This is a genomic window from Nostoc sp. C052 (assembly GCF_013393905.1).
GTDB lineage: Bacteria > Cyanobacteriota > Cyanobacteriia > Cyanobacteriales > Nostocaceae > Nostoc.
This window is the reverse complement of sequence record NZ_CP040272.1, coordinates 4,150,027-4,173,829: the sequence shown is the minus strand read 5'-3', so window position 1 is coordinate 4,173,829 and position 23,803 is coordinate 4,150,027. Positions and strand designations below refer to the sequence as shown.

Annotated in this window: 15 protein-coding genes; 5 read left to right on the top strand and 10 right to left on the bottom strand. The window is 42.9% G+C overall.

Going from position 1 to position 23,803, the window contains the following annotated elements; all coding sequences use genetic code 11:
* Nucleotides 1-40 precede the first annotated feature (40 nt).
* From FD723_RS16920 to FD723_RS16900, 4 genes are all read right to left on the bottom strand, one after another.
* Entirely contained in the window at nt 41-3,796 is a 3,756-nt protein-coding gene (locus FD723_RS16920) for a PAS domain S-box protein (protein ID WP_256874844.1), read from the bottom strand.
* A gap of 13 nt (nt 3,797-3,809) precedes the next feature.
* Complete coding sequence (locus tag FD723_RS16910; RefSeq protein ID WP_179066359.1) at nt 3,810-5,840, bottom strand: ATP-binding protein; 2,031 nt, start codon at nt 5,838-5,840, stop codon at nt 3,810-3,812.
* 700 nt (nt 5,841-6,540) lie between these two features.
* Nucleotides 6,541-7,041, bottom strand: a complete 501-nt coding sequence (locus FD723_RS16905; protein WP_179066358.1) for a sterol desaturase family protein — start codon at nt 7,039-7,041, stop codon at nt 6,541-6,543.
* A gap of 1,153 nt (nt 7,042-8,194) precedes the next feature.
* Nucleotides 8,195-8,374 (bottom strand): CopG family transcriptional regulator, encoded by a 180-nt coding sequence (locus tag FD723_RS16900; RefSeq protein WP_179066357.1) that lies wholly within the window; start codon nt 8,372-8,374, stop codon nt 8,195-8,197.
* A 458-nt stretch (nt 8,375-8,832) separates the two neighbouring features.
* On the opposite strand from FD723_RS16900, the gene FD723_RS16895 reads away from it, so the two are divergent.
* On the top strand, nt 8,833-12,375 hold the full coding sequence (locus FD723_RS16895; protein WP_179066356.1) for an NB-ARC domain-containing protein: 3,543 nt from the start codon (nt 8,833-8,835) through the stop codon (nt 12,373-12,375).
* 240 nt (nt 12,376-12,615) lie between these two features.
* Here the strand turns inward: FD723_RS16895 and FD723_RS16890 are convergent, their stop codons facing one another.
* From FD723_RS16890 to FD723_RS16865, 6 genes are all read right to left on the bottom strand, one after another.
* Entirely contained in the window at nt 12,616-13,587 is a 972-nt protein-coding gene (locus FD723_RS16890; protein WP_179066355.1) for an SGNH/GDSL hydrolase family protein, read from the bottom strand.
* A gap of 153 nt (nt 13,588-13,740) precedes the next feature.
* On the bottom strand, nt 13,741-14,877 hold the full coding sequence (locus tag FD723_RS16885; protein WP_179066354.1) for a 3-oxoacyl-ACP synthase III family protein: 1,137 nt from the start codon (nt 14,875-14,877) through the stop codon (nt 13,741-13,743).
* 13 nt (nt 14,878-14,890) lie between these two features.
* Nucleotides 14,891-16,645 (bottom strand): ScyA-related TPP-binding enzyme, encoded by a 1,755-nt coding sequence (locus FD723_RS16880; RefSeq protein WP_179066353.1) that lies wholly within the window; start codon nt 16,643-16,645, stop codon nt 14,891-14,893.
* Between the two features lie 385 nt (nt 16,646-17,030).
* Nucleotides 17,031-19,076, bottom strand: a complete 2,046-nt coding sequence (locus tag FD723_RS16875; RefSeq protein ID WP_179066352.1) for a pentapeptide repeat-containing protein — start codon at nt 19,074-19,076, stop codon at nt 17,031-17,033.
* Nucleotides 19,077-19,151: 75 nt separating this feature from the next.
* Nucleotides 19,152-19,397 (bottom strand): hypothetical protein, encoded by a 246-nt coding sequence (locus FD723_RS16870; RefSeq protein WP_179066351.1) that lies wholly within the window; start codon nt 19,395-19,397, stop codon nt 19,152-19,154.
* 190 nt (nt 19,398-19,587) lie between these two features.
* Nucleotides 19,588-20,223, bottom strand: coding sequence for a Uma2 family endonuclease (locus tag FD723_RS16865; RefSeq protein WP_256874843.1), 636 nt, complete (start codon nt 20,221-20,223; stop codon nt 19,588-19,590).
* A gap of 58 nt (nt 20,224-20,281) precedes the next feature.
* Here FD723_RS16865 and FD723_RS16860 point away from each other — a divergent pair, with 58 nt between their 5' ends.
* From FD723_RS16860 to FD723_RS16845, 4 genes are all read left to right on the top strand, one after another.
* Nucleotides 20,282-20,461 (top strand): hypothetical protein, encoded by a 180-nt coding sequence (locus FD723_RS16860; RefSeq protein WP_372743832.1) that lies wholly within the window; start codon nt 20,282-20,284, stop codon nt 20,459-20,461.
* A 298-nt stretch (nt 20,462-20,759) separates the two neighbouring features.
* Nucleotides 20,760-22,481 carry an ATP-binding protein gene (locus tag FD723_RS16855; RefSeq protein WP_179066350.1) on the top strand — a complete coding sequence of 574 codons (1,722 nt, stop codon included), beginning with the start codon at nt 20,760-20,762 and terminating at the stop codon, nt 22,479-22,481.
* Nucleotides 22,482-22,603: 122 nt separating this feature from the next.
* Nucleotides 22,604-23,128 (top strand): DUF937 domain-containing protein, encoded by a 525-nt coding sequence (locus tag FD723_RS16850; RefSeq protein ID WP_179066349.1) that lies wholly within the window; start codon nt 22,604-22,606, stop codon nt 23,126-23,128.
* Between the two features lie 113 nt (nt 23,129-23,241).
* Nucleotides 23,242-23,796 carry a pyridoxamine 5'-phosphate oxidase family protein gene (locus tag FD723_RS16845; RefSeq protein ID WP_179066348.1) on the top strand — a complete coding sequence of 185 codons (555 nt, stop codon included), beginning with the start codon at nt 23,242-23,244 and terminating at the stop codon, nt 23,794-23,796.
* Nucleotides 23,797-23,803 lie beyond the last annotated feature (7 nt).

Sequence of the window (23,803 nt, the reverse complement as noted above, 5' to 3'; positions counted from 1 at the left end):
TTATTCTCCTCATCTCCCTTCCTATTCCCGATTCCCCAAATTACTGTTCAGACAGCATAATAAAAAATACATTTTCCAGATCCTTCTCAAAGCGTAGAGTTTTCACCAAATCGGCTTCTTGAGAGAAGATAGAATCGATGATAATCATGTCGGGTTTGGCTGACAGGGCTTTATTGATGCATTCTTGGGGATTGGAGGCTTCAATTACGCTGTATCCCTGAGCTTGTAATACATCTGATAGGGTTTTTAAGGCTGATGCACTTTTATCTACAACTAATACCTTTTTACTAGAAGTGCCCTGGTAAAGCAATGAGCCAATTTCGTTGAGGAGTTTCGCTGTGTCAATGGGCTTGGTGAGATAGCGATCTATGCCAATGTGATAGCCCCGTTCTTTGTTTTCAATAATTGACAGAATAATGATTGGAATATCTGCGGTCTGGGGATCATTTTTGAGAACGGCCGCCACATCAAAGCCGTTGATTTGGGGCATCATTACATCTAAAAGAATCAGATCGGGACGGGCTGTTTTGATTTGATGAATTGCATCCACACCGTCCTTTCCTTCCCGGACGTTGTAGCCTTCGTTTTCCAGTTGTTGACGAAGCAGTTCTCGAATGTTAGCGTCATCATCCACAACTAAAATGGTTTTACGGTTTTCGTTCAGCACAGTTTTTGTGGTAATGACGTGTTCTTTGAGTTGTTTGACTAGCGTATCCAGATTCAGATTAGTAGTGGTTTTTTGATCGCTGGCGTAGGTAGGAATGATGAACGAGAATGTACTGCCGTGACCTGCTTCACTCTCAACCCAGATTCTACCGCCGTGATGATCGACGATTTGTTTACAGATGGGCAATCCTAAACCAGTGCCTTTGGGTTTATCGGTAAGGGTATCGCCAACTTGGCGGAATTTCTCGAACACTTTCGGCTGATCTTCAGGTGCAATACCAATACCTGTATCGATGACGCTGATACAAACACCATCGTTTCCTTGTTTGACGCGGCAGGTGACACAACCAGACTCGGTAAACTTAACGGCATTGGAAATCAGGTTGATTAAAACTTGCAGCAGCCGGTTGCGATCGCCTAATATCTGAGGCAATCCAGGTTCAATCTCGCTGACCAACTGCAAGCCATTGGTTTGAAACAACGAGGCTGTGGAATTGGTGGCCCACTCGAGTAATTCGCTGGGATCAATGGGCTGCATCTGCCATTCCACCTTACCTGCTTCCATCTTAGCGATGTCTAGAACATCGTTAATTAAAGACGTGAGTCGTTCTGCTTCCGACACAATAATATTGAGATTATCACCCACCCGCTTGATGGTTTTCTGAAGCTTGCGGTCTTCAGTTGGAAGTATTGGGAACACATCAGTTTCTAGCTTTTCTTTAATGATCGACGCAAAACCCAGAACGGAAGTCAGTGGCGTTCGCAGCTCGTGGGAAACCGTGGAGATGAAATCAGTCTTCATCTTGTCAATCTCCTTTTCTGCGGTCACATCCCGAATCAGTAGCGCCGAACCGAAGCAGGCAGCGGGTTCTCGCTCTGTCGTCTTTTTGAAAATGGCGGTCGCCACTGCCTGACCAATGCGTTCCTTGGTCAGTTCGACTTCGGCAGAAAACACCTCTTTGGGATGAGACTGAGTTTGTGCAACTAGTTGTGCTAAACCAGATATCGGCAGTTCTCGATAGTGACAGTTGAGGTCACTAGCTGTCAATTCATACATGGCTAAAAAGGCAGGATTGAAGTGGGTAATTTGTCCTGCGGTGTCTACCACTAACAAACCATCCGCTAAGTTATCTAAAATGGCATTTAATCCCTGTGTTTCTGCTAAGGTATTTTGCAGGGCAGCCGTCCGCTCTAAAACTCTGGCTTCCAGTTCTTGATTCAGTTGGCGCAGAGCGATTTCTGCCTGTTTACGAGCAGTAATATCGGTATTAATTTCCAGCGTCGCACAGGGTTGACCGGATGCATCTAGTTGCATTGTCCAGCGGCTCTGGACAATAATATATCTACCATCACGGGTGAGGTGTTGTAGTTCGCCTTCCCAAGTGCCCTGCTGTAAACACTCTATCTGGATTTCCTCTAGCGGTTTTGGAAAAATTGTGTGTAGCAAGTCGTGAGTGACGGCTTGGTTTTTCACTTCTTCGTAGTTCCAGCCGTAGAGCCGTTCTGCACCCTGACTCCAATGAGTGATTTTGTCGGCGAAGTCGCGCACAATTACCGCATCGCTGGAATGATTTAACATATTCATCAACCGTTGATTTTCCGCTTCTGCTAGCTTGCGATCGTGAATATCGGTGCAAGTGCCAATCCACTCTCGAACGCTGCCGTCTGCTTCTAAAATGGGGGTACCACAGATAGAAAAGTGGCGGTAGCTGCCGTCTTTGCCACGTAACCGATATTCAGTTTGAAACAGAGTCCGATTCGCCACAGCATTACTCCAGGCAAGGGCTGTGTTGGTACGGTCATCGGGGTAAATCGGATCGAGCCAGCCCAAACCCTGGATTTCATCTGTACTCTGACCTGTGTACACTAACCAGGTAGACATTTCATTGCTCACCGCCAGTCCTTCAGGGGTAGTCACCCAGACAATTTGTGAACTGGCAGTCACTAAAGAGCGAAACCGTTCTTCGCTCCGTTGCAGAGTTTGTTCTGCTAGCTTGCGATCGTGAATATCGGTGCAAGTGCCAATCCACTCGCGGATGCTGCCGTCTGCTTCTAAAACCGGAACTCCATTACCAAAAAAGTAGCGATAAGTACCGTCTTTGGCACGAATTCGGTATTCAATTTGATAAAGACTCCGGTTCGCTACAGCAGCACTCCAAACTTCGGCACTGCGGGGACGGTCATCGGGATGCATGACATCTAACCATCCCCAGCCCATCATTTCGGCTGCACTTTGACCTGTATATGCCTCCCAGCCGACTATTTCAGCATTGACCATTCCTTCCGCTGATGCCGTCCAGACCATTTGGGAAGTGGCAGTTACTAAAGAGCGATACCGTTGTTCGAGATACTGCTTTTCGGCTTCTGCTAGTTTGCGATCATGAATGTCAGTGCAGGTACCAATCCACTCCCGAACGCTGCCGTCTTCTTCGAGAACGGGGGCACCCCAGACCCAAAAGTAGCGATAGTTGCCATCCTTGCCACGAATTCGGTATTCAACTTGATACATCCTCTGGTTTGCCACAGCAGCATTCCAGACTTCTCCGGTGTAGGTGCGATCGTCAGGATGAACGGCATCAATCCAGCCCCCATTTTCCGCTTCAGCTAGACTTTGACCTGTATAAGCTATCCAGCTTGCAAGTTCAAAACAAATTCCTTCTGGTGTGCTTACCCAAACAATTTGTGCGGTAGCTGTCACCAGAGAGCGGTATCGCGCTTCACTCTGTTTCAGAATTTGTTCAGTATGTTGGCGTTCTTGCTGGGCGTGTCGAAGGTCGCTGATGTCCTCCACACTACACCAAATTAGTTGCTCTCCATTCTTCTCAATCGTCAGTCCAGAGATTCTAACCGGAACCAGATGCCCGTCTTTGTGGATTAACTCCTTTCCATAGGGGCCGTAGCGACCAGTTTTTTCTAGGTTCTCTGGGCTAAGTCGGTCAACAACAGTATAGCTTTCAGGGTTAATCTGGCGATCATTGCATAGATTCAGAGTTTCTGGAACAGTGCGCCCCAAAATAGCAGCATAGGCAGGATTAATGTTAATTAGCGTCCCATCTGTTCGGCATAGTACTAGCCCAATCGGACATTGTTCAAATAGCTGACTGTTATATTCATCAAATTGCTTAAACATAGTTAAGGTTTCTTTAGTGACGTATTTCGGTAGGGTTAGAACAACAGAACCAAGACAGCAAAGTGGCGTAAAGCTTTAACGAAATTGGGTGGCGTTGAAACATCTGGTAAATTTCATCGGGCGATGCACCTTCCACATCTGGATTGTGCTGTGAGAGTCGCTGGATCAGTTGAGTATGGCGGATCAACAAATCTGTCGGTTTCAGTATTGGAGTTGTTGATGGAATGAAGCCATCGTTATCAGCAGTGGGGGATAATTCCGTTGTGGAAGTTGGCGAGGTAGAGGTGCTATTCTGTTCTTCAGTAGCGTCTGACAACAGACAATTTATCGGAATCTGAATCCAAAATTCTGTCCCTTCACCCGGTTTAGAACGACACTTGAGCATTCCCCCATGTCTGTCTACAACAATTTGATAACTGATTGCCATGCCTAACCCAGTTCCCTTACCAATATCTTTTGTGGTGAAGAAGGGATCGTAAATACGGCGAATTACTTCCTCTTTCATACCTGGGCCATTGTCGGCAATGCGAACCACAATCCACTGGTGGTCAATGGCTTTGGTACGAATAGTGATTTGGGGATTGGGGACTGGGGACTGGGGAAGGTGGGGCCCCCTCTGGGGATAAGGGGTAATGGGAATTGGGGACTGGGGACTACTTTTGACTTCCCAATTTTCCATACTTTCTTCCAAAGCATCAATGGCATTTGCCAAGATGTTCATAAACACTTGATTCAACTGTCCGGGATAGCATTCAATGAAGGGAAGTTTTGCATAGTCTTTAATAATTTCAATTGCCGGACGACGAACATCTGCTTTCAGGCGATGGTGGAGAATCATTAGTGTGCCGTCGATGCCATCGTGGATGTTGACGGCTTTCATTTCAGCTTCGTCATGGCGGGAGAAGTTTTTCAGGGATTGGACAATTTCGACGATGCGACTTGTGCCCAGTTTCATTGAATCTAGGAGTTTGGGGAGATCCTGCATGATAAATTCCAGGTCTATATTGTCTAACTCTGATTCCAGTTCTGGAGGAGCAACAGGTAGGACTTTTTGATACTTTGCCAACAGGTGTAACAAGTCTTGGGCATATTCGGCAACATACTTTAAATTGCCGTAAATAAAGTTAACCGGGTTGTTGATTTCGTGGGCAACTCCAGCAATAAGTTGCCCTAAACTGGACATTTTTTCGCTTTGGATTAACTGAGTTTGGGCTAATTGCAACTCATGGAGAGCTTGCTGAAGTTTCTGTGTTTGGGCTTTTGCCTGGAGGGCTGCTTGAGTGCTTTGCTCGTAAAGCACAGCTTTGTCAATAGCGATCGCTGTTTGAGAGGCAAAGATACTCACAAGTTTCAGGTGTTCTGCCTTGTAGGAGTCGGTTTTTTGGGTGCCAATGGCGATCGCTCCCAGTACCCGCTCTTTGGCTCGCAACGGGACACAAATCATCGCACTAACGTTTTTTTGCCCATCTAATCGCGGATCGGCTTGCACATCATTGACCAGTTCTGCTCGGTTAGATTGCACAATATTGCCAATAATTCCCTTCCCTGGTTCCGGCTGGCTGTGGTCAAAAAACACTCCAAATTCAGCAATGATTTCAAAGGCAGTTGCATCTGGACTCAGTAGCAGAATCATCCCCGCCGAAGATTCAATTAATTGACTTAATTCCTGAAGCACGAGTTGGCCAATTTGTCGCGTATCTAAACTTGTTGTGAGTTGAGTCGAGATATCATCAAATAAATCAATTTCTTGGTATCGCTCCAGCAATTCTTTGGCAAGTACTTTCTTCTCAGCTTCCTGCTTTGCTAAAAACGAGAGCAAAGTCGCAAGTAGAGTTGCCTGTTCTCCCCCAACAACCCAACCGATGATTTCTCCTGACACCTCGATTGGATATCGGTTTTCGGCAGTTTGCTCCCCAATGCTAATTAGTTTCGTGCCGTCTACCAGTTCAATATCAACGGCGATGTTGAACTGGTAAACCAAGTTATGAAGGAGAGATGGCAACTCTTTTTTGTTGAGAATCTTTCTGAGGCTAACTGCGGGCATGAAACACCTCATCAAGAGCAGGTTGCAAATTTTCGGTAATCAAGGGAACTGGACCCCCAATACTTTTCGGATAAACCCAACAATCTCTCTTTTGATCTGGGGAAAGGTTAAAGGGGAAGGGGTAAGGGTTTGAATTTACCTTTACCCCTTCCCCTTTCTCCCTTAACCGAAAAGTATTGACTGGACCCCTTCCGATAACCAAACTACGCCTAGCATCTCCACAAAAGAGAGAAATCGTCATAAAAATCTAGGGATATAATAATTTACTAATTAAGGCTAGTTTTCCCAAAAACATTAGCGATATAACAGTGAAGTTGAGCGGTAGCAAATACCTTTAAACTCACTGTTCAGAAGCATTCTGAACAAAGATTCAGTTCTTAAAGCATTAATTGCAGGTAGCAAATACCTTTAAACTCACTGTCAGAAGCATTCTGAAGCCCTTGTAACTCGCTTACTGTTTGATAAAATATCGAAAACCTATAAGTAAATACTCTATAATTAGAGAAAAGCATAGAGTTAAATCTATAGTTAATTAATATCTCTTATTGCTACTACTTGGAAATTGGGGATTAGCTTTTTTGAGTATGTAGGTGAGCGGATTTGTGAGAGTTGAATAATCTCATCTAGCGTATAAAAAGAAGCTGCGATCGCAGCTTCTTTTTGTACTTTTAAAAAGTATTTAGATAAGCAATAGTTTCAGTTAGATCCGAGAGTCGCGAAAACGAAGTCTGAGCAATCGTAGCCAGCGTAGCCACATTTGTGCTGGTTGTTCAAAGAACGTAAAAATATCACCAAAACCTAAGTTAGTTTTGTGATGATGTAACCAGTGCCTCTCAGGAGTAGTAATAAATAGAATTTGGCATAAAATATTTATCGGCTTTGAAGTTTGCCAACCCAGTACACTTATGTGTCTCCACCATACATGAAACTGACCAAGCAGTAATCCAGAAATCACGCCAATGGGAGAGAAAGACCACAAGACTACTGCTATGAGTACATAAGGCAAAGCTCCCAAGATACCATCTAAAAGAACCTGGGGATTAAAAGTTAAAATAGCGTAGTGGCGGAAGTCCTTCTTCCAGGAGTGGTGCGTTTTTAAATGAAGGCTACCAAAAACATGCTCGGGTACGTGGTAAACGAATGTAGATAGAAAATCCCCAAAAAACAGTAATAACCAAGCAACAGCAATAGCCTCAAGCATTTGTACTCCTCAAGAATAGTTAAGAAAACTCCACAGAAAATATGCAAATGTCATGCTGTGGGCGTAGACACCTAGTTTTCTGCTATGCAAGCATCATCTGTGCGTCTTGTATGTCTACGCTCCAGTTAATTTGGCTCAGAGTATATGTAATTGGAGCAGTTGCAGTTTCATGAATCTCCAATCTTTAATGCAGTAAACAGCAACTTGTAAAAACCTCCAATTTGATTGCTAGCTTTGGGTTAATGGCAGCAATACATCTAATACCCGATAGGAATACAGTGTTTTGCTATAGTTACTACACAATCTTCTTACCTAAGGCATACAGCATAAGCAAAGGTTTAGTTAAAGTTAGTACAAATTTAGGTTAAGGCTTTCTTCAAAATTGTTAATTCTAGATTGATTGCAATTAAGCTTTAAGGATGAATCTAATTAGAATGATATAAATAGCTATAATGTCACCATAATCTGAGTTATTAAGGTGACTAAAACGAGTTTAAAATTAAATTTATAGATGGTAATATTTGAAGCACTTAATTTAAATTTTATAAACAAATGGCATTAATTTAATAATGTTTAAATCTCTACTTTTAATGATAGATGACGTTATAAATACGGAGAATTTTAGAAATTATCTCTTTTGCGAAGTGCATTTGAATTCCCTTACCCTTGTTTTGAACATCGGCGACTTTGTGATTGCCAACAAACAGGTAAACCAGCAACGGATGTCAATACTTTTCGGATAAACCCAACAATCTCTATTTTGATCTGGGGAAAGGTTAAAGGGGAAGGGGTAAGGGTTTGAATTGACCTTTACCCCTTCCCCTTTCTCCCAAAACCCGAAAAGTATTGCAACGGATGTGATTCGAGAACTCATTCGAGCTTTGCCACTGACGAAATCAAAGCATATTTGTGAGCCATATCACTTTGGTTCATTCTTAAGATATAAGCATGAGAATTTGATTGAATCGGAGATGTTAAATTAAGAAGTGGTAATTTTTTGTGATAATTCAGAGGCACGTAAAAATTTAGCGAAGGTGTGCTACGCTCGCCGTCAACGATCGCAGCACGCCGAAAACAAGATGGTATGATAACAATGATTGAGTTGCACAGTGAGGAGTGAATAACTTTTCAGACAAGGCTGTGAAAATTCAGGTCAAGGCAAGGCTTGAATTAGTTCCCGAATCACATCTATTGCTGATTTACCTGTTTGTTCACAATACTTTTCAAGATTTTGGGCTTCATCTGATGGCAAGTTCAAGGTAATTCGCTTCAGCGCCCTTTTTTTATTAGAGGTTGGCAAATGGGGAAATTTAAGTGCAGTAGCTTTATTCATTGATTGATTAGGCTAGATATATACAAACTTTCCTTACCAAGATTGCCAATTACAAACTGTCTTTACCAGTGAAAATCGGGATTTTGACATTGAACTTAAGCTTTACGCCTCAAATATCTTACTTAAAATCAAAGGTATTAAATAGCTACCGCTACACGTATTAAAGGAGGCAGGACGCAGAAGGAGTAAATCACTATATAGGATTTACCTCCTACTGAGAAAGCTATCACCGAAACAGCACACTCATGTCTGAGAGCAACTGCATTCGGTATGGAAAAACAAATGCACATTTATTTCGAGGTGCGTAGAGTATATTTAATGCGTCCTTACTTCAATCCCCTAGATTTATCTATGGAGTTAATCAGCACTCAGCATTCCTGAACTCATATCTACAGCACCCTATTAGATTAGATAATTCCTTTTAATTAAAAGTGATTACGCGAACAGTGAGTTAATACATGACTTTAAAAAATTGGAGACGTAAGCGTGGCGTTGCACTTACTACTAAGGGGTTACAAAAAATTAAGGACGCAAAGCATCAGTCAGAAGCAAAAGAAAATTTTGGAAACAGGTATACTCTAGAAGAGATCAGTGTACGCTCTGGGTTATATTCCGCTACCATCTCGAAAGTATTGAATCGGGAAGGAGGAGTTGATAAACAGACTATTGAAAAGCTGTTTTCAGCTTTTCACTTAAAAATAGATAAAAGTGACTATTTAAGCTCAAATACTCGTCTAGATTGGGGAGAAGCCATATTTAACTCAGTTTTTTATGGACGTACAGAAGAACTGACTACGCTAGAAGAATGGATTCTCAATGAACAATGTCAATTGGTGGCACTCTTGGGAATAGGAGGCATTGGGAAAACGGCATTGTCTGTAAAGCTTGCTCAACAGATTCAGGACAACTTTGAGTATGTCATCTGGCGATCGCTACGAGAAGCTCCACCTGTTAAAATTATTCTAGGTAATCTAATCCAATTTCTATCTGACGAGCAGGAAACAGAAGGTAATTTACCAGAAAGCTTTAGCGATCGCGTATCACGAATACTCTATTATCTACAAAATCATCGTTGTTTAGTGATCCTTGATAATGCAGAGTCAATTCTCCGCAGTGGTAGCCGCGCCGGACTTTACCCTGAAGGATATGAGGAATATGGTGAGCTTTTAAGACGCGTCGGAGAAGCAACTCATCAAAGCTGCTTAATGCTCACTAGTCGTGAAAAACCTAAAGAAGTAGCATTGCTAGAAGGACAAGCACTACCTGTTCGCTCCCTACTACTGAGTGGCTTAAAGGTAGCAGAAGGGCAAGAAATCTTAAAACTCAAAGGGCTATCGGCAGCAGAGGATGAATGGAAAGTCATAATTGAACGTTATGCAGGCAATCCATTAGCCCTAAAGATAGTTGCTACAACCATTAAAGATATCTTTGATGGTAACATGACGGACTTTTTGCAGCAAGAGACGGCTGTTTTTGGCGAAATTCGCGATATTTTAGAGCAGCAATTTGAGCGTTTGTCAGATTTAGAAAAGGACATAATGTACTGGCTAGCGATAAATCGGGAGTCAATTACACTGTCAGAATTGCGAGAGGATATTACATCACCAATACCGCAAGCTAAATTACTAGAGGCTGTAGAATCTTTAGGAAGGCGATCGCTAATCGAGAAGACTACGCCTACGCTCACAGAAAAAACTGGATCGCTTTTTACACTCCAGCCTGTGGTCATGGAGTATGTTACTAATCGCTTGATAGAAGAACTATGCAAAGAGATTGTCACTCAGAATATTGATTTATTCAGGCGTCATGCTCTGATGAAGGCAACAGGTAAAGACTATGTGAAAGATACTCAAGTTCGTCTCATCATCAAACCAGTTATAAATGGGCTGATTACTGCTTTAAGAAGCAAAAGAAACATCGAAAATCACTTAACTCAAATTTTAAGAAATTTAAGAGAAACATCGCCACTAGAACCAGGGTATACAGGGGGCAATATTTTCAATCTGCTCTGTCAGATGCAGACCGATCTAAGTAACTATAATTTTTCTAATTTAACTGTTTTACAAGCAGACATGCGGAATGTAAATTTGCACAACGTAAATTTTGCACAGGCAAATTTAGCTAAGTCTGTTTTTGTGGAAACCTTTGGTGGTATTTTTTCAGTAACCTTTAGTCCTAGTGGAAAGCTTTTAGCTACAGGTGATACCAATGGAGAAATTCGCTTGTATGATGTTGTCGATGGTCAACAACTTCTCACTTGTGAAGGTCATACTGGTTGGGTTTGGTCGGTTGCTTTTAGTCACGATGGTCAGATTCTTGCCAGTGGTAGCAACGACCAAACAATAAAAGTGTGGGATACCAGCACTGGTCAGTGTCTTAAAACTTTGCAAGGTCATAACGCTGGAGTTAGATCGGTCGCCTTTAGTGCGGATAGTAGAATATTAGTCAGTGGCAGTGAAGACCAAACAGTAAAGCTATGGGATCTCAACATTCAAAGCTGCCTGCGGACACTGCAAGGTCATACTGGTGGAATTCAGTCAGTCGCCTTTAGCGTAGATAGTCAGTTGCTTGCTTCTAGCAGTGAAGACCAAACCATAAAGGTGTGGGATGTTAGCAGTGGCCAATGCCTGCAAACATTGCAAGAACACACGCGTCGGGTATATTCAATTGCTTTCAGTCCTAATAGTCAGATCATAATCAGTGGTTGTCATGACCAAACAATAAAAGTGTGGGATGTTAGCACTGGCAAATGTCTTCAAACCTTGCAAGAACACACGAATTTAATAAACTCAGTTGCCTTTAGTTCAGATGGTCAAATTTTTGCTAGTGGCAGTGACGATCATACAATAAAGCTGTGGGATATTAGCAGTGGCAAAAGCCTTAAGACTCTACGGGGACATAGTAATCGGATATGGTCAGTAAGCTTTAGTCCAGATGGTAATATTCTTGCTAGTAGCAGTGATGACCACACAGTTAAGCTATGGGATATTAACAGTGGTCGTTGCATTAAAACTTTACAGGGTTATAACAATGGCGTGTGGTCAGTCGCTTTCAATCGGGACGGTAAGATTCTTGTTAGTGGCAGTAATGATCAAACAGTGAAGCTCTGGGATACTACTACTGGTCAGTGTATCAAAACTCTGCGAGGACATAGTAATCGGGTTACGTCAGTTGCATTTAATCCTGATAATCATATTATTGCAAGTGGCAGTGAAGATCAAACTGTAAGATTATGGGATGCGATCGCTGGTAAATGTTTCAAAATTTTGCACGAACATAGTAACAGAATTACATCAGTTGCCTTTAGTCCCGATGGCCATATTCTTGCAAGTGGCAGTGATGACCAAACGGTGAAGTTGTGGGATGTCGGCACTGGTCAATGCCTCAAAACTCTACAGGGTCATAGTGGTAGAATATGGTCTATTTCCTTTAGTCCTAATAGTGGTGTTTTAGCTAGTGGTTGTCATGACCAAACAGTAAAGCTGTGGGATGTTAACACTGGTCAATGCTTCAAAACTTTTGAGGGTCATACTGACTGGGTTTGGGCAGTTGCTTTCGGTCTAAATGGTCGCATAGTTGCTAGTGGTAGTGGAGACCAAACGATCAAGCTGTGGGATGTTAGCACAGGTGAATGTCTTAAAACTTTACAGGGACATACCAACTGCATATACTCAGTTGCCTTTAGTCCAGATGGGGAAATGCTTGCTAGTAGCAGTGGCGATCAAACAGTAAAGCTGTGGGATGTCAGCACAGGTAAATGCCTTAGAACTTTGTTAGGACATACTAGGTGGGTCTGGTCAGTTGTTTCTAGTTACAATGGTCAAATTGTAGCCAGTTGTAGTGAAGATGAGACTATTAAGCTTTGGGATATCAAAACAGCTAAATGCTTGCAAACTCTCAAAAGCGAAAGTCCCTATGAGGGCATGAATATCACTGGTGTATTCGGTTTGACTGAAGCTCAGAAATCTACGCTAAAAATTTTAGGAGCTGTTGAATTATGATTGAAGAAGAATTCAGAAGTCAGAATTCAGGAGCGGAGCCGGAGACGCTCCGCCTCCGGTCAGAATCAAACAAAAGAATTGTAGGTTGGGGAGCCACTGCGTTGCGCGGGTTCCCCGCGTTGTAGCAAGTGGCGTTGGAGGCTTTGCGTAACCCAACATACGTCTCATGCACTATTTTTTTGCTTGCCATGCCACTACATATACTTAGATTTTTTCAGGAATCCGGTTTGATTCCTATATCTATAATCTATATTTTATTGACGAAATTGCACTTAAAGTACCTAATGCCAATAACCCTAATAGAACAGAAGGTTCAGGTACAGACGATTTATTTAGTACTGAAAATGCTAAGTCTCCAATTAGCTTATGAGTAGTTGTTGTTGGATGAATTTGATCCCAGAATAAAAATTGATTTGGAGTACAGGTAACTGGCTTCGTGGAAATATTTATAGGTATCACTGACAAATTTCCAACACAAGAGTCAATCACATTCGTGAATCCGAATTCTGCTGGATGTGCAATGATTCTATTGAATAGAGAATTAACATCAAGAGGAATAATATTTATATCGGGGCTGAGTTGCTGGTTCAAAAAGTTAAGATTGTTGGCCAAGCTGGAGTTATGGGCAGATGTAAAAGTGCTAAATAAGCTGGAAATTTGAGTATTGCCGCCTGTAACTGGAAACTTCTCTAAGCTGGGTAAATTAACCACCATAATATCTCTAGCGCCCACATCAGCTAGCGATTTTACTGCCTTTGATATATTTGTAACTGCCTGGGTAGGGTTAGGAACTGTACCGAAAAAGTAATTAATATAATCATTAGTACCAGCCCAAATAATATAGAGGGCATTTGGGTTGGCAAATTGATTTGCCGACGTAAAGCTGTTGATCTGTTGTTGTAATCCAGGTAAAGTAGCTAGTCCAATGTTTTGATCTCCCGTAGTCGCGCCACCAAAAGCAAAGTTAGTTTTGGGATTGTAACTTAACCCTAAATCAGATGCGAGATATTCTACCCAGACTGGGCCGTTAGAAAAACGTCCATTAAAGTAGGTGGGACTTGGGGGAATAGCTCCATTCGTGGCATTGAAGACATTACCTGTATCAGAGAAGCTGTCCCCGAAGACATAAATATCGCTATAATTTTGTGCCGAGACTTTAAACGGAAACAAGATAGATAAAAAAATTCCTATTGCTAAAATTTGTTTTTGCATTTTTATCTTTTAAAGATGCCTTCTAGGCTTTAATACAATACAGTTCAGATAACCCTAAAACACTTGTAGAGACGGCGATTCATCGCGTCTATAAAAACCAAAATTGTTGCCAGTAGCCCTTAACCCAAGCGTATTGAGCTTTAATAGAGAATTTTAACAAGAAAGAAAGCTCCTATTTTCAGCAGCTTCTACTGTCGAGTCATTTTTATTCAGGGGATCAGAACCCAGTGCTACATTTCCCCAGCGCATCACACTTGCAGAGGCAACACCCACTGCCCCAGAACCATAAATGAGAACCAGATCGTTTTCACGAATCTTGCCCAACTGTGCAGCATGATACAAATTTGCCACAGTGAGTACTGGGCCAATATTTGCGTATTGAGGGTAAAGGTTGATTGTACGCTTTGGGTCAATACCCAGTATGTGCGTGCAAAAGCTTGCTATCCAAGCCGTAGGTGTATTAAAAAGAAAAAAGTCTATTTGTTCGAGGGTTACACCAGCAGCAGCAACAGCACCCTCACAACATTGACGAAGAAACTCTGCTGCTGTTTGACCTAAAGCTTTTGCGCCCTTACCCGTTTGCATACGGATTCGCGGATTTTTTTGCTCGTCTTGTGTGAGTTCAGCAAAGAGAACTTCACACAATGCACCAGTATGAACGGTCTTTGTGCCAAGGATACCCTGATTAGGTTCTAGTGAACCAACAACAAAAGCCCCAGCACCATCACTAGTAAACCACCGGAAGGTATCATCATCGTCAAAAAAGCGGGAGTACGTACATGAAATGACTACTAGCACATTGCGATATTCTCCTGCTTTGACCAAGGCACAGGCAGTTTGAAGAGCAACCGGAGTACTTCCGCAAGTTGCATCAAGATTCCAGGCAGCACCCTGAAAACCTAGTTGGCGGGCAAGGAAGGCGGCATTGCCAAATCCAATTTGTTCCGGCCAGACTGAGGCAACAATTATAAGTTCAACGTCTTCAAGAGAAAGCTTTGCCGCATTGAGGGCATCGATCGCAGCACGATATTCTAGTGTCAGGGAAGATTCACCAGATCCAAGTACCCATCGCTCAGTAGTACCGCGAAAGGGATCTGACAGGTAAGGTAACATCTCCCGATCAAACTCGTTACTGGGGGTAGACTCAGTGAGCGAAAACAATCTTGCAAAGCCTTTTTGTTCAGCTAAAGTAACTAGCTCAGGGTATTTTTCTATGTAATAGTCATTTGTGCGTCTGATACTGGGAAGACTCAAAGCAAGTGAGCGAATACCTACTGAAGAATAAACCATATATGATTAGCTTTTAATAATTTGTCGCGACTTGTGACATTAAACTCTGATTGCGACTTTCGGATGGTGGGATCTGGGTAGGGTCAATGATTACGTCAATCACAAATGGCCCCTTTGCTGCGATCGCTTTTTCTAGTGCTACCTGAACATCAGACTCCCTTTCCACCCGAATACCTTCTGCTCCCATTCCCTGAGCAATTTTGACGAAATCTGCCTGTGGAATCGTTGCATCCGCTTCAAACCCTAGATACACCATTCCCTGTTGGCAGATGTTGTAGCGCCCATCATTGAGTACAATCCAGACAGCAGGAACTTGATATTTTACAGCTGTGTTTACTTCACTGTTCATCAGCATGGCACCATCTCCGACAATAGCAACAGCCTTACCATTCCGCGCTAAAGCAGCACCCACTACGCCTGTGACAAAATGCCCCATAGAACCAAATCCGTTGCTAATTCGATAACGATTTGGTGTGGTAAATCGCAGTAGATGAATTACCCAAGCAAATGAGTTACCTGACTCTGCCATTACTACTGCATCGCTGCCATCAACAATCACTTGTTGAATCATATTCATCAGCAGTTCTGGTCGCACTAAACCGGTCATGCGTGGTTTGATGACATCGCGTTGCAATCGAGGCAGCATTATTGTCCTTGAGCGATCGCTATTTTCTCTGAAGTTCTTCAACAGGTTCTTCAAGAATATTTTCACGTCGGACTGGATAGCGAAAGTCTCGGCAGATGGATATGCAGTTCCCGGTATTTCTGGGTCGATGTCAACATGCAGAAAGCCTTGCCAGGGAATCATTGCCGGATTCCAAAAGGAGGTAAATTCACCAAGGCGTGTTCCTAAAACCAGCACGCGTCTTGGACGTTGCTCCTGCATATACTTTAAAACTGACTGATGTCCACCAAAGCCAGTGACACCAACAAACTGAGGATGGTCTTCGGGAAAGATACCCTTACCTCGTGGTGAACAGATGACAGCAGCCCCCGTTTTCTCGGCAAGTTGGCGAATCTCTTTGGCTGCACCCCTGGCTCCGAAACCGACCCAGATGGCAAAGGGGCCTTCTGAGAGTAAACGGACACATTCTGCGATTGTTTCTTCACTGACTGTGGCGATCGCACGAGAGAGATTTACTCGTGGTAACGAAGTTTTTAAGGAACTTGTCTGGATATTTGTCGGGATACTGAGATGGGCGACGAATCCTCCTGGTTGTGCCAATCCCAGGGCAAGCCTTCGAGAAATCTCTGGAAGTTCATGGCTACATTCGAGAGTCGTCGCGTAATGGAATATTTGCCCTGAAGTAAAAATACCTGCACTGGGCATAGTATATGTACTAGTTTCTTGGATCGCCCAACGTCCCCGCTGTGATGCTGGGGTTGAAGCTGACACGAGAATCACCTTAGCACCCTCCCAACGGGCAGCCAATAAGCCCGTCAAAGTGTTGGTGATCCCCGGCCCTGTAGTCGTGAATACCACAACTGGGCGATCGCTAGCAAAATACGCCTCAATCGCTGCAAAAGCTGCTCCAGCTTCGTGGCGAAAGTGTAGCACCTGCATGGGACTTTGGTGTAAGGCAGCCCATACTGGAGCGATCGCACCTCCCGATACACCAAAGGCATACTTCACGCCCATATCTCCCAGGATTTTTACCACTGCCTCTGCTACCGAAAAAGTTACAGATGGCTTGCTATGAAATAGCAGTTTAGTTGAGTTTAATTGTTCAGTGGTATTCGTTTGTGTATCCTGAGATTTAACATCCATACAAACTATACTTAGGTATAATTTCCTTTGTGAAGTAATATTATCCCACACACTAAACTTAACAATATCAATTTTTTAGATAATGCCTATACAACACTGCTTATGATTGCTCTCTAGCGCAGGTGCTAATGGTTCAAAAGGCAGTCCCGATGTAAACAAGTTTTACAGCCTTGTATGAGAGGGGAATAAGGGAGAAAAGGGGAAGGGGAAAGAAAAAACCTTTACCCTTTACCCTTTACCCTTTACCCAATTCCGAGTTACAAATCCACAAAGCGAGCAGTATTGCCTACCGTTCAATCCCTTGTCAATTCTTAAATTGAGAATTGCTGGACTTTCCCTGAGTTAAAACTGACAGCGCAACAGGTATTAAAGGCTTAGGGATTTTTTATCCCAAACCGAATAGTTTTGCGATCGCAGGCAATAATTTATTAGTCGCTTCAACTAGGGATGCGATCGCAGGTAAACCGGAAAATAGCCCTTTCAACATGATGATTGCATTTTTTGCAGTCTTTTGCTTGGTGGGTTCTTGAGGATTTTTACCTGCTTCTGCTAAAGCTTCTATCTGTAACAATGCATCAGCTTTGTCTGTTTCTGGCAAATCTGAGGACTGTGCAATTACTTCGTGCAACTGCGTCAACAATTCTTTAATGCCGGGTTTTTCGGCATCGGTTGCATCAGGTAACTGATTGAGGGCAATACTCACATTACCGCTGATGGTTCCCAGATTAGCAACGGAACTATTACCAGCGATACCGCTGACATTGCTGCTACCTTGTATATTGATGCCGCTGATATCAGACATGATGGTATCTCCTTCGGTATAAAATTTCGGCTGCTGGAGTGCAGTTGTAATCATATTTTCTAAATTACGAATGCGATCGCTTTTTTCTACCAGCAATAATTGCTGACTCTGCGATAAAGCTTTGAGTTGATTATAATCATCAAAATACTCGGCACTTAGTTGAGATTTATCACTACCTGCGGCAGTTTTGGCTCTGAGCAAGATTTTATCATCGCCGCGTTTCTCCATTGCCACGATTTCTAACTCGGCTTCGGGATGATTTTCGGCGAGTTTTTTGAAAGCGATCGCAACAGCACGGGGGTCAATACCTTGATTATGGTAAAGGTCGAGGGTATCAAAAATTGGCTGAATAAAATCGGTAAAATCCCCGTCTGCAAATACCTCTTGTTTATTATCAGGTTTGCGGAGCGGATCGGGGTCTTCTTTAGTGGGTAAGCGCATAAAGATATATTCACACCTCACCCCATGCAATTTAGTTGTATTTGTAATGCCCCAATCTTCAATGTACGCGCCGGTGAGTGTTGCATCTGTTAAATTTGTGCCGTCTAGTTGCGTTTGCTTGAGCTTTGCTCTTGACAAATCAGCATCTTGCAAGTTGGCTTCACTGAGATCGGTACCAATAAAGCTGGAATCTGCTAGGTTAGCTTTTTTTAAGTTGATACCCCGCAGGTTTTGACGGTCAAAGTTGTTGTCTTGTCCGTGTCTTGTAACTAGCAGTTGACGTATTTGTGAATATTGGAGATAAGTTGAACCAGGACGAACACAGTCAAGCATTTTGGCTTCATGCCAATAGGTACGAGTGAGGATAGAGTTTCGGAAATCTGTACTTTTGAGCGTAGCTTGGGTGAAATCAGCATTGGTTAAATCAGCACCACGAAAACTTGTACCTCCTATTGCAGCAAAAGCGATCGCAAAATTGCGAATTAAGAAGTGCTTTTGATCTCCTTTCATAGCTCGCCAGCTGATGTAGATACTAAATAATGTTCCGGCTCCGGCTCCGGCTCCGGTTATCGCGAAGACTACGGCTCCAGTTCCAGCTACGGCAAAGTGTACGGCGAAGTATACGGCGAAGGTTACAGCTATAGCTACGGCTATGGCTACAGTTATGGCTCCGGCTACGGTTATGGCTCCGGCTACGGTTATGGCTACAGCTACGGTTCCGGCTATAGCTCCAGCTACGGCTCCGGCTCCGGCTCCGGCTCCAGATACGGCTATGGCTCCGGCTCCAGATACGGCTCCAGCTAAGGCTATGGCTCCGGCTCCGGCTCCTAAACCAGCTATTATTCCTTGGCAAATTGTGATGAAGAAAAAGGTAATCAATATGATTAAAGCAACCCAGCCCGCAATCCATTTATTGCTGTCTGAGCTAAATATCAGTAACACTAAGCAACCATTGACAGCCCAGATAAATCCTGACAGTCCCGACAATAATAATGAAACAAAGACTAAGAAAATTGCCCATCGGCGTTGCAGTCCTGCTTTGGTATGACTAAAATTTGTCCCTCTTAGATTAGCATTGATGAAGTTTGCCCCTCGGATGTCGGCATAGCTAAAGTTTGCACCCGCAAGGTCTTGTCTACTTTTGAAGTTGCGTCCTCGGAGATTTTGACCGGAGAAGTCTAAAGCCATGTTCCACTTTACAGAGGTGAGCAAATTTTACTACACGCTCACCCCTGTAAATTCAGGAATGGTTAGATATATTTGTTAGTTGAGGCTAAAAGGTGCAATTTCGAGGATAAAAGGTGCAACTTTGAGGATAAAAGGCGCAACTTCGAGGCTCAGAAGGTCATCGTTGAGCCTCAGAAGGTCAACGATGAGGATAAAAAGCGCAACTTTGAGGATAAAAGGCGCAACTTCGAGGATAAAAGGCGCAACTTCGAGGATAAAAGGCGCAACTTCGAGGTTCAGAAGGTCATCGTTGAGCCTCAGAAGTTCAAAGATGGGGTTCAAAGGGTCATTGTCGAACTACAGCCACAGATTACCATTAGACATCTCCGAAAAAGAACGTAGAGACGTAGCAGTGCTACGTCTCTACAAGGGTTATGGGTAACGCATCTTTAATTTCTGGAGATGTCTAATGGGAACCGCTATATAGGCGCAGATGTCTTTTAGCGATCGCACATCGGTAGTAATTGAGAGTTCACTTCCGTCCTGCCAAGACTTGTTCGGCACTCAAATCCAACTGTGGGAAAGTAAAAGAGATGATGCGTTCTTGTCCTCGGAATGCAACAGCATCATAGAACCCTTCTACTAGGGTGCATATTGTTACTATCTCTTGAATCGGGTCAACAATCCAGTATTCGGGAATTTCCCGAACAGCATACTCAGAACGTTTGCTGCGATAGTCTGTGGTTTGTGTAGATTCGCTGACGACTTCTACCACTAATATGGGGGGAGTTTCGTTGAGTTCGATTACAGCTTCTCGATTAGAAAGTGCTTCCCACTGCTGTGTTGGTAATACTACTACATCAGGAATTCGTGAGGTGTCCCAGCGTCCCTCTTGTGGCGATCGCACTCCGACAGAAAACTTTTGTGCTGTCCAATTCTGGCCAACTTTGGCACTTTCATTATCAAAGCTTCGTTCTAAAAACTTGGAGATGCCACCGTGCTTGCCAGTGCCAAGGCTGATGGGAATTAATTCTCCATCTATCAATTCATATTGGGTATCCGTGCCATCGTTATACTGAAGATACTCTGCAAAAGTAAATTTTTTTGTGGTTGCAGTCATAGCGATGCCTTCTCTACGAGACGCTTTGCGAAGCGTGGGCGTAGCCATCGCAATTCTTATCGATGACTCAATACAGTTATTCTACTTGTATTACAGGAAATAATGAATGATGGAACGTTCAAAATTAATTGCTATTCTTACAGGTGCGATTTCGGTGATTTTAGCGATCGCTTACCTCATCGTAGTCCAACTCCTGGACTACCGCGACATGAAACCCGCCCCCATTAGTCAAGTTGACTCACCACCTGCGATTACTATCTCTCATATCATGTCCGCGTCCGCCTAATTACTTATTAAGGGTATAAGAGTGTATTGGCTCTGGTGTGTTGGACGAGGATTGAAACCTCGTCCAACGTGGTATTACCTTGGGACGGGGCTTTTAAAGAGAGATGCAGCAAGTCAATTCAGTAAGTAGATACTGGTAATCTTCATAAATTCAGTATTTTTCGCTAGGGTAGAAAAAAGCAACTTTTGATAGACTAAGAGCGCATTTTGTATCAGATGTGTTCTCACAGACTTGCGGCTGGATTTCTTGTTTTTGATGAAAAAACACCGACTAAAAAAATTCAACAGCGAGTTTTATCATGATTGCGACACCTGAATTAAGATACTTTAACTGGCTTAAACAAAAATTCCACCGACTTAGTATTCGGCAAAAAATTTTTTGTGGGTATGGACTAGCTTTGGGAATTGCAGTTTTAGGAACAACGGCTGGGTTGGTAATAGGCGATCGCTATTTTCAACAAGCTAGACAACAGATGATCTTGATAGATGAAGAAGGAAGCTTGTTAAGTAGTCTGCAAGGCAAACTGTTGGAAATCCAGATCCACAAACAAGAAATAGTGCCTTTTTTGCAGCAGTCGCAAGCTTTGCAAAGGGGAGTTTCTAATTTTAAAAGCGATCTAGCTGAAACCGAAACGTTGCTTTCTCAAGTGCAGGAATTTAGTCAAACTAATTCACAAAGAGATTTACAAGCTCTCCTCACAAAACATAACAGCCCAATAGCTGAATATTTTGAACAACTCAGGGGGCTGATTCGGAAAATTTTACCATTAAGTTTAGAGCCAGAGGGAGCGATAAAAGCACAGCAATTAATCTCGACATTCAGCCAAAGTCAGGATGCTCTCAAGTTTTATCAGTTTGCCCATGAGTTAGCCGACTTTGCTAAAACACTTCAAGAACGCCAAGAACAGGCTGATCTAGCTCAAAAAAAGGCTGCGTTAATCCAAGCTCAGATTATTATTGGTAGTATGCTGATGTCAGTGGCGATCGCAGCTATCTTAGCTTTTTACACAAGTAAAATCATCGCCTATCCCATCAATGCGGTGACAAATATTGCCCAAAGAGTTACTCAAGAAGCTAATTTTGATTTGCAAGCACCTGTAATTACACAAGATGAAGTAGGGGCTTTAACTAGCTCCCTTAATCAACTTATCCAACAGGTGAAGCACCTTTTAGAAGAACAACAAGCCGAGTCCCAAATTAGACTGATTCAAAGTGAAAAAATGTCTAGTTTAGGACGGATGCTTGCTGGTGTAGCCCACGAAATTAATAATCCGATAAATTTCATTTCTGGCAATCTCGTACATGCAAAAACCTATACTGACGACCTATTAACCTTATTGCAAACATATAAAGCTGAAGTTCCTCACCCTTCCGCAGCAGTGCAAACAATAGCAGAAGAAATTGATTTAGAGTTTTTGGAAGGAGATTTACCAAAACTCTTCAACTCAATGAAAGTTGGCGCTGACCGCACGCGAGAAATTGTGCGGAGTTTGAAAGATTTCTCTCGCTTAGATGATGGTGAAGCACAGTTAGTAGACCTACATGCTTGTTTAGATAGTACACTGTTGATTCTCAATAATCGCCTGAAGAATGGCATTAGCCTAATTCGCAACTATGGAGAGGTTCCAGCGATTCCAGGCTATACAGGTTTGCTTTATCAGGTATTTATGAATCTTCTCAGCAATGCCATTGATGCCTTAGAGGAAAAATTGGCTGAGAATCCCGAATTTTTAGCTGAAATTACTATTATTACAGAAGGCTGTCAGAATGATTTAGCGATCGTGCGAATAGCAGACAACGGCTCTGGTATTTCACGAGAAAATCAGAAAAAGATATTTGAAACATTTTTTACAACCAAACCGCGAGGCATTGGTACCGGTTTGGGGCTAGCGATCGCATATCAGATTGTGGTAGAAAAACATCAGGGTAAAATTACCTGCCAATCTGAGTTAAATCAAGGAACAGAGTTTGCGATCGCTTTGCCCACCGCAAGTATCGCTTTACCGATTTCTCATCCTTGAGCTAGTAGCTTTTGAAATTTTAAGTGTTCTAATCTTTTAGTAGACTCATAAAAGTCAGTGTACATAAAAAACTCCAAACCAGTTTTGACAAGGTTTTTGAGAACAAAGAGAGAAACAAATTTATGGGACTTTTCGATCAAATTCTTGGTGCTGTCACTAATCCCAATCAACAGGGCAGTTTAGGTCAACTGGGAAGTATTATCAATACTGTACAGCAGTTGAGCCAAAGCACAGGTGCAGACCCTTCTACCATCCAATCAGTTTTGTCAATCGTCGGTGGTCAAGTGCGTTCTACACTACAAGACAAACAAGCCACGGATGGTAATGAAGCCGCACAAAATCTAGTCAGTCAATATGCTGGTACTTCTCCCAACCCCGAAGCCGTCGATTCGCTATTTTCTCCTGAAATCCAACAGCAGGTAGCTGAAGTTGCTGCCCAACGGACTGGATTAGATGCTGGTATAGTTCAACAATTGCTGCCTTTAGCCGTACCTTTGGTACTAAATTTTCTCCAATCAGGTGCTAATACCCAGAATCCCCAAGCTGGCGGAAATCCTGTATTGAATTCCTTCTTGGATGCTGATGGCGATGGTGATGTCGATATCGCTGATGCTATCCAAATGGCTAGTCGATACATCAGACAATAACACTTTTCCCCACTCCCCATTCTCCACACATCGACAATTAGTCCTTGCTAGATTCTTAGCTAAGACATAGGCTGGGAATATGAGAAATTTGCAAATATAAATTCAGACAGTCTATGTCTAAATTGTTTGACTGTATTACTGACGAACAGCAAGACTTTATTGCTGCCCAACACATTTTCTTTGTGGGCTCTGCACCTTTGAGTCCTACTGGCCATGTTAACCTCTCTCCTAAAGGTTTGGACTGCTTTCGCATTCTCTCTCCCAACCGAGTAGGTTACTTAGACCTTACAGGCAGTGGTAACGAAACATCAGCCCATTTGCAAGAAAATGGGCGAATAACATTTATGTTTTGTGCCTTTCAAGAACCTCCGTGTATCCTGCGTCTTTACGGTCAAGGAACCACGATTTTACCGAGTTCTCCAGACTGGGACTCGCTGTATTCTCTGTTTTTGCCGATACCTGGAACTCGTCAAATTATCGTCGCTGACATTGAAAAAATCCAGACCTCCTGTGGTTTTGGTATACCACTCTATGAATATCAAGGTCAGCGTCAGACTTTAGTAAACTGGGCTAGTAAAAAAGGCGAAGAGGGAGTTCGAGAATATCAACAGCAGAAAAATCTTGTCAGCATTGACGGTTTAGCAACACCACTGAGTAGATTGCCCTAACTTTGCC